The sequence below is a fragment of the Micromonospora marina genome (assembly GCF_900091565.1).
Taxonomy (GTDB): domain Bacteria; phylum Actinomycetota; class Actinomycetes; order Mycobacteriales; family Micromonosporaceae; genus Micromonospora; species Micromonospora marina.
Genome location: NZ_FMCV01000050.1, coordinates 1 through 8,332, shown reverse-complemented (window position 1 = coordinate 8,332; position 8,332 = coordinate 1). Strand labels below are relative to the sequence as shown.

General features: G+C 74.3%; 1 protein-coding gene. It reads left to right on the top strand.

Annotated features, from left to right (window positions below; genetic code table 11):
- The coding region (locus GA0070215_RS27555) for a type I polyketide synthase (protein WP_141708281.1) at window positions 1–8,332 on the top strand (8,332 nt) is incomplete at both ends.

The following is an 8,332-nucleotide window of genomic DNA, read 5'->3' as shown; positions in this document are numbered from 1 at the left end:
TCGGCTCGCCGGGGCAGGGCAACTACGCGGCCGCGAACGCGTTCCTCGACGCCCTCGCCCGGCACCGGCGTGAGCAGGGGCTGCCCGCCACCAGCCTCGCCTGGGGGCTGTGGGCGACCAGCAGCGCCATGACCGCCCACCTGGGCGGCAACGAGCACCGTAAGGCGATCCGCGCCACCAGCGCCCCGTTGACCGACCGGCAGGGCGTGGCGCTGTACGAGCTGGCGCGTCAACGCGACGCGGCGCACCTCGTCCTCATGAACCTGCCGCCGGCGTCGCGGGCGACCGGCCAGAACGTGCCCAGCCTGCTGCGGGACGTGGTCCGCGCGGGAGGCCCGGCCCGGCGCACGGCGGGTCGCGGCCTCGCGGACACCGCCTCCGTACGCGACCGGCTGTCGACGCTCGGCCCGGCGGAGCGGCGCTCCCACCTGCTCGACCTGGTGACCGCCAGCGTGGCGGCGGTGCTCGGACACCGCTCGGCGGAGACCGTCGACGCCCAGCGCGCCTTCAAGGAGCTGGGCTTCGACTCGCTCACCTCGGTGGAGCTGCGCAACCGGCTCTCCGCCGCGACCGGCCTGCGGCTGCCCGCCACCGTGGCGTTCGACTACCCGGCCCCGATGGTGCTCGCCGAGTTCCTGGACCGGGAGTTCGGCGGCGCGGCGGTCGTGGACCGGCCCGCCGCGGTCGGCACCGCCGCCGCCCTCGACGAACCGATCGCCATCATCGGCATGGCCTGCCGGTTCCCCGGCGACGTACAGACCCCCGAGCAGCTCTGGGGTGTGGTCACCGCCGGCGCCGACGTCATCTCGCCCTTCCCCACGGACCGGGGCTGGAACCTCGACGACCTGCGCGCCGACGGCGAGGACCCGGGCGCCGTACCACGGCAGGGCGGCTTCCTCCACGACGCCGCCCAGTTCGACGCCGCCTTCTTCGGGATCTCGCCCCGCGAGGCCCTGGCGATGGACCCACAGCAGCGGCTGCTGCTGGAGACCTCCTGGGAGGCCTTCGAGCGGGCCGGGATCGACCCCCACTCGGCGCGGGGCAGCAGCACCGGCGTCTACGTCGGCCTGATCTACCACGACTACGCCTCCCAGGCCGCCGGCGGCACCGACGAACTGGACGGCCACGTCGGCAACGGCAGCGCCGGCAGCGTCGCCTCCGGCCGCATCTCGTACCTGTTCGGCCTGGAGGGCCCCGCCGTCACCGTCGACACCGCCTGCTCGTCGTCGCTGGTGGCGCTGCACCTGGCCACCCAGGCGCTCCGGCAGGACGAGTGCCGCCTCGCCCTCGCCGGCGGGGTGAGCGTCATGTCCACCCCCGGCATGCTCACCGAGTTCTCCCGGCAGCGCGGCCTGTCGCCCGACGGGCGGTGCAAGGCGTTCGGCGCCGGCGCTGACGGCACCGGTTTCGCCGAGGGGGTCGGCATGCTCCTGCTGGAGCGCCTCTCCGACGCGCAGCGCAACGGCCACCGCGTGCTCGCCGTCGTGCGCGGCAGCGCCGTCAACCAGGACGGCGCCAGCAGCGGTCTGACCGCGCCGAACGGTCCGGCACAGCAGCGGGTGATCCGGCAGGCGCTCGCCAACGCCCGGCTCGCCACCACCGACGTGGACGCCGTCGAGGCGCACGGCACCGGCACCGCCCTCGGCGACCCGATCGAGGCGCAGGCGCTGCTGGCCACGTACGGGCAGGGCCGACCGCAGGACCGTCCGCTGTGGCTGGGGTCGGTCAAGTCGAACATCGGCCACGCCCAGGCGGCGGCCGGCGTCGCCGGTGTGATCAAGATGGTGCTGGCGATGCGGCACGGCGTGCTGCCGCCGACCCTGCACGCCGAGAAGCCGTCCCCGCACATCGACTGGACGGCCGGGTCGGTCGCGCTGCTCACCGAGGCCCGGCCGTGGCCCGCCGTCGGCCGGCCCCGCCGCGCGGCGGTGTCGTCGTTCGGCATCAGCGGCACCAACGCGCACACCATCGTCGAGCAGGCCCCCGAGCCCGCCCCGGCGCAGGCCGCCCCCGCCACGGGCGTCCCGGGTGACCTCGTCGCCTGCGTCCTGTCGGCCCGCGACGAGGCCGCCCTGCACGAGCAGGCGCGCCGGCTGCGGACCCTCGTCGACGGCGAGCCGGACCTGACCATCGCCGACGTGGGCCGGGCCCTCGTCACCGCCCGCAGCGCCTTCGAGCACCGCGCCGTGCTGCTGCCCGCCGACCGCGCCGGGCTGCTCGCCGCCCTCGGTGCGCTGGCCGACGACGAGCCCTCGGCCGCCGTCGTGCGGGGGATCGCCCGCAGCGGCCGCACCGCCTTCCTCTTCTCCGGCCAGGGCGCACAGCGCGCCGGCATGGGTCGCGAGTTGTACGGGGCGTTCCCGGTGTTCGCCGCCGCTCTCGACGAGGTGTGCGGTCACCTGGATCCGTTGTTGCCGCGTTCGTTGCGGGAGGTGCTGTTCGCTGCGGCGGGCACGCCCGGGGCGGGGTTGCTGGATCAGACGGTGTTCACGCAGGCGGGGTTGTTCGCGGTTGAGGTGGCGCTGTTCCGGTTGGTGGAGTCGTTCGGTGTGGTGCCGGACCTGGTGGCCGGGCACTCCATCGGCGAGATCGCGGCGGCGCATGTGGCGGGTGTGCTGTCCCTGGCTGACGGGTGTGCGCTGGTCGCGGCGCGGGGTCGGCTCATGCAGGCGTTGCCGGCCGGCGGCGGCATGCTCGCCGTGGCCGCCGACGAGGCCGCGGTGGCCGAGTCGATCGCCGAACTCGCCGACCGGGTCGGCGTCGCCGCCGTCAACGGCCCCACCGCCGTGGTGGTCTCCGGTGCCGCCGAGGCTATCGACGAGGTGGAGCAGGTCTGGAGGGACCGGGGCGTGCGTACGCGCCGGCTCACCGTCAGCCACGCGTTCCACAGCCCGCTCATGGAGCCGATGCTGGCCGAGTTCCGGCAGACGCTCGACGGGCTGACGTTCCACTGGCCCGTCCTGCCGATCGTGTCGAACCTGACCGGGCAGGTCGCCGACCCCGACGACATCGGCACCCCCGACTACTGGGTCCGCCACGTACGCGAGACCGTCCGCTTCGCCGACGGGGTCGCGAGCCTGCGCGAGCGCAACGTCCGCACCTTCCTCGAACTGGGCCCCGACGCGGTGCTCGCCGGCATGGTGGGCGCCTGCCTGCCGGACGACGACGCGGCGGCGGTCGTGGCGACCCTGCGCCCCGGCCGACCCGAGCCGGCGTCGCTGGTCCACGCGCTTGCGGAGCTGTACGCGCACGGCACGCCGGTCACCTGGACCGCCCTCCTGCCGGCCGGAACCCGCCCGGTCGACCTGCCGACGTACCCGTTCCAGCGGCAGCGCTTCTGGCCGGCCGTGGGCCGGCTGCGCGCCGGCGACGTCAGCGGCGCCGGCCTCGGCGTGGCCGAGCACGGTCTGCTCGGCGCGGCCGTGGACCTGGCCGGCGACGACGAGATCGTGCTGACCGGCCGGATCTCCCCGACCACCCACCCCTGGCTGGCCGACCACGTCGTCTCCGGCGTGCCACTGGTCCCGGGCACGGCCCTCGTGGAGCTTGCCGTCCGCGCCGGCGACGAGGCGGACCTGCCGCGGCTGCGGGACCTGACGGTGCTCGTGCCGCTGGTGCTGCCCGAGTCCGGCGCCGTACGGATCCAGGTACGGGTGTCCGCGTCGGAGTCCCCGCAGCGTCCCGTCGCCGTCTACTCCCGCCCCGACGACGACCCCGAGGCGGGCTGGACCCGGCACGCGGAGGGAGTGCTGGAACCGGCCACGGCCGACGAACCGCAGCCGGCCGCCTGGCCGCCCGCCGGTGCCACCGAGGTGGACCTGACCGGCTGGTACCCGGCGCTGCTCGAACACGGCCTGTCGTACGGGCCGGCGTTCCAGGGGCTGCGCCGGGTGTGGACCGGCGAGGACGACGTCTTCGCCGAGGTGGTCCTGCCGGACGACCCGGCGGCGGAGGCGGCTCGCTTCGGCGTGCACCCGGCGCTGCTGGACGCCGCCCTGCACCCGATCGGGCTGCTGCCCGGCACCGACGAGACGGGCGGACCGCGCGTGCCCTTCGCCTTCGAGGGCGTACAGGTGCACGCCTCCGGCGCGAGGCTGCTGCGGGTGCGGTTGACCCGCAACGGGTCCGCGGTGCGGATGACCGCCCGCGACGAGGCGGGCGCGCCGGTGGTGTCGGTGGACTCCCTCGTCCTGCGGGAGCTGACCGGGGTGGCCGCCCCGAACGCGGCGTCGCGCTCCCTGTTCGAGGTGGCCTGGCAGGCCGAGGAGGCCGACCCGGTCGACGACGCGTCGGGCTGGGCGGTGCTGGGCGGGCCGGCCCTGCCGGGCGTTCCCGGTGGCCCCTCCGCCGAGACGATCCGGCAGCTGCGCGCCGCCATCGACGCCGGCATCGCCCCGCCGCGCCTGCTGCTCTTCACGCCGGCCGCGTCGCACGCCGACGACGGCGACCCGGCGGAGGCCGTCCGCACGGTCACCACCGACGTGCTGGGCCTGGTGCAGGAGTGGCTGGCCGTCGACGTGCTGGCCGACTCGACGCTCGTGGTGGTGACCCGGGGCGCGCTGGCTGTCCGCGACGGGGACCGGGTGAGCGACCTGGCCGCCGCGGCCGTGTGGGGCCTGCTGCGCTCTGCGCAGTCCGAGCACCCTGGTCGCATCGTCCTGGCCGACGTCGACGACGCGATCAACCCCGGAATGCTCGGCGTCCTGGCCCGTTTCGCCGGGGATCCGGCCGGCGGCCAACTGGCCGTGCGTGCGGGTGGGGTGTTCGTGCCGCGTCTGGTGCGTGCGGTGGTGCCGGTGTCGGTGGAGGCGCCGAGCCTGGGTGATGGTGCGGTGTTGGTGACGGGTGGTACGGGTGCGTTGGGTGCGTTGGTGGCGGAGCATCTGGTGTCGGTGTATGGGGTGCGGTCGCTGGTGTTGGTGTCTCGGCGTGGTCCGGAGGCTGTGGGTGCGGGTGGGTTGTCGGAGCGGTTGTCGGCGTTGGGTGCGTCGGTGCGGGTGGTGGCGTGTGATGTGACGGATCGGGATCAGGTGTCCGCCCTGGTGGCGGAGATCGCCGCTGGTGGTCGGTTGGCGGGTGTGGTGCATACGGCTGGTGTGCTGGATGACGGGGTGATCGAGCGGGTCACCGAGGAGCGGCTGGCGGGGGTGTTGGCGCCGAAGGTGTCGGCGGGTTGGTTGTTGCATGAGGCGACGGCGTCGCTGGATCTGGATTTGTTCGTGGTGTTCTCGTCGGTGGCGGGTGTGTTGGGTTCGCCGGGTCAGTCGGCGTATGCGGCGGGTAACGCGTTTCTGGACGGGTTGGCGGTGTGGCGGCGGCAGCTCGGGTTGCCTGCGGTGAGTCTGGCGTGGGGCATGTGGGACACCGCCGGCATGGCCGCGTCGATCGGCGGCAACGACCGGGCCCGTACGGCACGCGCCGGACTCCGACCGATGAACGCCCGCACCGGCCTGGAACTCTTCGACGCCGCCGTGGGGGCACAGCGGGCGGCGCTGGTGCCGGCCGCGATCGACGTACCCGCGCTGCGGGCGGCAGCAGCCGGCGCGGTCGTACCGCCGATGCTGCGCAACCTGGTCGACGTGGCGACGACCCGCCGCCGCGCCGGCCAGGGCGCCCCCGGCGGCTGGGCCGACCGCCTCACCGGCCTCAGCGCAGAGGACGGCCTCGCGCAGGTCGACCAGCTGATCCGGGGCCTGGTCGCGCAGGTCCTCGGGCACGGCGGCGCCGAGGCCGTGCCGGCCGACCGGGCATTCAAGGACCTGGGCTTCGACTCGCTGACCGCCGTCGAGCTGCGCAACCGGGTGAACGGCGCGACCGGCCTGCGCCTCACCTCGACCCTGGTGTTCGACCACCCGTCCCCGCAGGTCCTGGCGGCCCACGTGTACGCGGAACTCGCCGGCACCCGGCCCGGCGCCGTCACGACCGACGAGGCGGCGACCGGCGACGCCGACGAGGCGATCGCGATCGTCGGCATGGCCTGCCGCTACCCCGGCGGGGTGGAGTCTCCCGACGAGTTGTGGAAGCTGGTCAGCACCGGTGGGGAGGGCATCGGGGAGTTCCCGGCCGACCGGGGCTGGGACCTGGAGTCGCTGTACGACCCGGACCCCGACCACGCCGGCACCTCGTACACCCGCCACGGCGGTTTCCTGTACGGCGCGGCAGAGTTCGACCCCGGTTTCTTCGGTGTCTCGCCTCGCGAGGCCCTCGCCATGGATCCGCAGCACCGGCTGCTGCTGGAGGCGTCGTGGGAGACGTTCGAGTCGGCGGGCCTGGACCCGTCGGGTCTGCGGGGCAGCCGGACCGGCGTCTTCGCGGGCGTCATCTACCACGACTACTCGACGCGGCTCATGGAGACGCCCGAAGTCGAGGGCTACATCGGCACCGGCAACTCGGGCAGCGTGCTGTCCGGCCGGGTCGCGTACACGTTCGGCCTCGAAGGCCCGGCGGTCACTGTCGACACGGCGTGCTCGTCGTCGCTGGTGGCGCTGCACCTCGCGGTGCAGGCGCTGCGCAGCGGCGAGTGCGACCTCGCGCTCGCCGGTGGAGTGACGGTGATGGCGACGCCTGGCACCTTCGTGGAGTTCTCGCGGCAGCGTGGCCTGTCGGCCGACGGCCGGTGTAGGTCGTTCGCGGCGTCGGCCGACGGGACCGGCTGGTCGGAGGGCGTCGGCGTGCTGCTCGTGGAGCGGCTGTCGGACGCCCAGCGCAACGGGCACCGTGTGCTGGCGGTGGTGCGGGGCAGCGCGGTGAATCAGGATGGTGCGTCGAACGGGCTGACGGCGCCGAATGGTCCGTCGCAGCAGCGGGTGATCCGGCAGGCGCTGGCGAACGCGCGTCTGGTCCCGGCGGACGTGGACGTGGTGGAGGCGCACGGTACGGGTACGACGCTTGGTGACCCGATCGAGGCGCAGGCGTTGTTGGCGACGTACGGGCAGGACCGGCCCGCCGATCGGCCGCTCTGGCTGGGGTCGATCAAGTCGAACATCGGGCATGCGCAGGCGGCTGCGGGTGTGGCCGGTGTGATCAAGATGGTGTTGGCGATGCGACATGGTCTGGTGCCGGCGACCCTGCACGTGGACGAGGCGTCCCCACACATCGACTGGACGGCCGGGGCGGTGGCCCTGGCCACCGAGGCGATGCCGTGGCCGGGGGTGGGTCGGCCGCGTCGGGCGGGGGTGTCGTCGTTCGGGATCTCCGGTACGAACGCGCACGTGATCATCGAGCAGCCGCCGGCCGAGACGATCGAGGGCGAGGTCGTCGTCCGCGAGGTGCCGCCGGTGGTGCCGGTGCTGCTGTCGGCCCGTGACGCCGCGGCACTCGCCGGCCAGGCGGGCCGGTGGGCGCGGTGGCTGAGCGTCGACGAGGCCCCGCGCGGCGTGGATGTGGCCTGGTCGTCGGTGACGTCGCGGTCGGCGTTGGAGCACCGGGCGGTGGTGTCCGGGGCGAGCCGGGACGAGCTGCTGGCGGGCCTCGCGGCAGTGGCGGCCGGCGAGCCGTCGGGGGCCGTCGTGACTGGTGCCGTCGCCGCACGCGGCGAGATGGCGCTGCTGTTCTCGGGTCAGGGTGCGCAGCGTGCCGGCATGGGCCGGGACTTGTCGGCGGAGTTCCCGGTGTTCGCCGCCGCGCTGGATGAGGTGTGTGCGCACCTCGATGCGCTGCTGCCGCGTCCGTTGCGGGAGGTGCTGTTCGCGTCGGCGGGCAGCCCCGAGGCGGAGTTGCTGGATCAGACGGTGTTCACGCAGGCCGGGCTGTTTGCCGTCGAGGTGGCGTTGTTCCGTCTGGTGGAGTCGTTCGGGATTGTGCCGGACATGCTGGCTGGTCATTCGATCGGTGAGGTGACGGCGGCGCATGTGGCGGGTGTGCTGTCCTTGGCCGACGCGTGTCAGTTGGTGGCGGCGCGGGGTCGGTTGATGCAGGCGCTGCCCGCCGGTGGTGGGATGCTGGCTGTGGCCGCTGACGAGGCTGCGGTGGCGCAGTCTCTCGCCGGGATGACCGATCGGCTGGGTATCGCGGCGGTCAACGGGCCTGCCGCCGTGGTGGTGTCGGGCGCGGTCGAGGCTCTCGACGAGGTGGAGCGGGTCTGGCGTGATCGGGGGGTGCGTACGCGCCGGCTGGCGGTGAGTCACGCGTTCCACAGTCCGTTGATGGAGCCGATGCTGGCCGAGTTCCGTACGGTCCTGGATGGGTTGGTGTTCGCCGCGCCGCTGTTGCCGGTCGTGTCGAACGTGACGGGGGCCCTGGCCGGTGACGAGATCAGTAACCCGGAGTACTGGGTGCGGCATGTGCGGGAGGCGGTGCGGTTCGCCGATGGTGTGACGGCGCTGCGCGGGGC